We start from the raw sequence: 2,039 nt of genomic DNA, 5'->3' as shown, positions 1-2,039 counted from the left end.
GTCGTTATCCGAGAGCTGACCGAGTCCGAAACAATGGAGCTGGCTCTGATAGAAAACCTGCAGCGTGAGGACTTGACACCGCTCGAGGAAGCCGAGGGCTATAACGTGCTGATGAAGGAGCACAACTTCACTCAGGAAGAGGTCGCGCAGTCGATGGGCAAGTCCCGTCCCGCGATCGCGAACGCGCTCAGACTTCTGAAGCTGCCCGAAAGTATCCGCGAAATGCTCAGAGAGGAGCAGATTTCGGCAGGTCACGCGCGCGCGCTGCTCACGCTTGAAAACGAGGAGCAGATGAAGGCGGTCGCGGAGGAAATTATTAAGAAAGACCTCTCCGTCCGTCAGACCGAGGCGCTTTGCAAAAAGCCCGTAAAGGTCAAGACCGAAGAGAAGCCCGAAAGACAGCCGTCGTTCTACAAGATGGTGGAGCTGGCGCTCAACGAAAGCCTCGGCAGAAAGATCACCGTCAGCAAGAACAAGAAAAAAGAGGGCGGAGTCTTACAGATTGAATTCTATTCCGACGAGGAGTTACAGGAGTTATCAAATTTATTAAGCAAGGAGAACAACAATGATTGATATTAAATTTTTAAGAGAAAATCCCGACGCGGTCAAGGAAAATATCAAAAAGAAATTTCAGGACAGCAAGCTCGGTCTGGTAGACGAGGTTATCGCGCTCGACGCTGAGAGCCGCGCCGTAAAGCAGCAGGCTGACGACCTCAGAGCAAACCGCAACAAAATCTCAAAGCAGATCGGTATGCTGATGGGTCAGGGCAAGAAGGAAGAAGCCATGGCTATCAAGGAAGAGGTCACAAAGCAGGCGCAGCTTCTTGCGGAGCTTGAGCAGAAGGAAGCCGAGCTCAGCGCGAAGGTAACAGAGATCATGATGCGCATTCCTCAGATCATCGACCCGTCCGTACCCATCGGCAAGGACGACAGCGAGAACGTTGAGATCGAGCGCTTCGGCGAGCCTTTTGTACCCGAATTCGAGGTACCCTACCACACCGACATTATGGAGAAACTCAACGGTATTGACCTCGACTCCGCGCGCAAGGTTGCGGGCAACGGCTTCTATTATCTCATGGGCGACATCGCCAGACTTCACAGCGCGGTTATTTCCTACGCGCGCGACTTCATGATTGACCGCGGCTTTACCTACTGCGTACCGCCGTTCATGATCCGTTCCAACGTTGTAACAGGCGTTATGAGCTTTGCCGAGATGGATTCGATGATGTACAAGATCGAGGGCGAGGATCTCTATCTGATCGGTACCTCCGAGCACTCGATGATCGGCAAGTTCATCGACACGATCAATCCCGAGGAAACCCTTCCTCAGACACTCACCAGCTACTCACCCTGCTTCCGCAAGGAAAAAGGCGCTCACGGCATTGAGGAGAGAGGAGTTTACAGAATCCACCAGTTCGAGAAGCAGGAGATGATCGTCGTCTGCAAGCCCGAGGATAGCAAGATGTGGTTCGACAAGCTCTGGCAGAACACAGTCGACCTCTTCCGTTCAATGGATATCCCCGTTCGTACACTCGAGTGCTGCTCGGGCGACCTCGCCGACCTCAAGGTTCGTTCGCTCGATGTTGAGGCGTGGTCACCGCGCCAGAAGAAGTACTTCGAGGTAGGCTCCTGTTCAAATCTCGGCGACGCTCAGGCACGCCGCCTGAAAATCCGCGTCAGCGGCAAGGGCGGAAAGTACTTTGCACACACACTCAATAACACCGTTGTCGCACCTCCGAGAATGCTTATCGCATTCCTCGAGAACAACCTCAACGAGGACGGCTCGATCCGCATTCCCGAGGCTCTCAGACCTTACATGGGCGGCAAGGAAGTAATCGGCAAGTAAGGAGGAAAATATATGAATTGTCCTAACTGCGGAGCGCCCGTAACGAATCCCGATTTCTGCGGCAGCTGCGGCGCTCAGCTCAGAGAACCCAAGAATACAAACTACGGCGACAGCTACAACTCCCAGACCCAGCCGAGACATACTCAAAGACAGCAGCCTCCCGTATATACCCAGCCCACAAACGCGGGCTTCG

General features: G+C 53.7%; 3 protein-coding genes. All 3 read left to right on the top strand.

Features of this window, described 5'->3' with window-relative positions:
• Nucleotides 1–573: ParB/RepB/Spo0J family partition protein (locus KQI64_RS08525; RefSeq protein ID WP_216524265.1), on the top strand; the 573-nt coding region annotated here is incomplete at its 5' end.
• Nucleotides 566–1,846: a serine--tRNA ligase gene (gene serS, locus KQI64_RS08520; protein ID WP_216524264.1), complete on the top strand. Its 1,281-nt coding sequence runs from the start codon at nucleotides 566–568 to the stop codon at nucleotides 1,844–1,846. The genes KQI64_RS08525 and serS, both read left to right, overlap by 8 nt.
• A gap of 12 nt (nucleotides 1,847–1,858) precedes the next feature.
• Nucleotides 1,859–2,039 (top strand): hypothetical protein (locus KQI64_RS08515; protein WP_216524263.1); only part of this gene is annotated, 181 nt, incomplete at its 3' end.

The organism is Lachnoclostridium sp. MSJ-17 (assembly GCF_018918205.1).
Taxonomy (GTDB): Bacteria; Bacillota; Clostridia; order Oscillospirales; family Acutalibacteraceae; genus Ruminococcoides.
The sequence above is the reverse complement of the archived record's forward strand: the minus strand, read 5'-3'. Positions and strand labels throughout refer to the sequence as shown.

What these genes read in the sequence shown, in the direction of transcription:
- serS (WP_216524264.1), top strand. Translation starts at nt 566, where the DNA reads ATGATTGATATTAAATTTTTAAGAGAAAATCCCGACGCGGTCAAGGAA.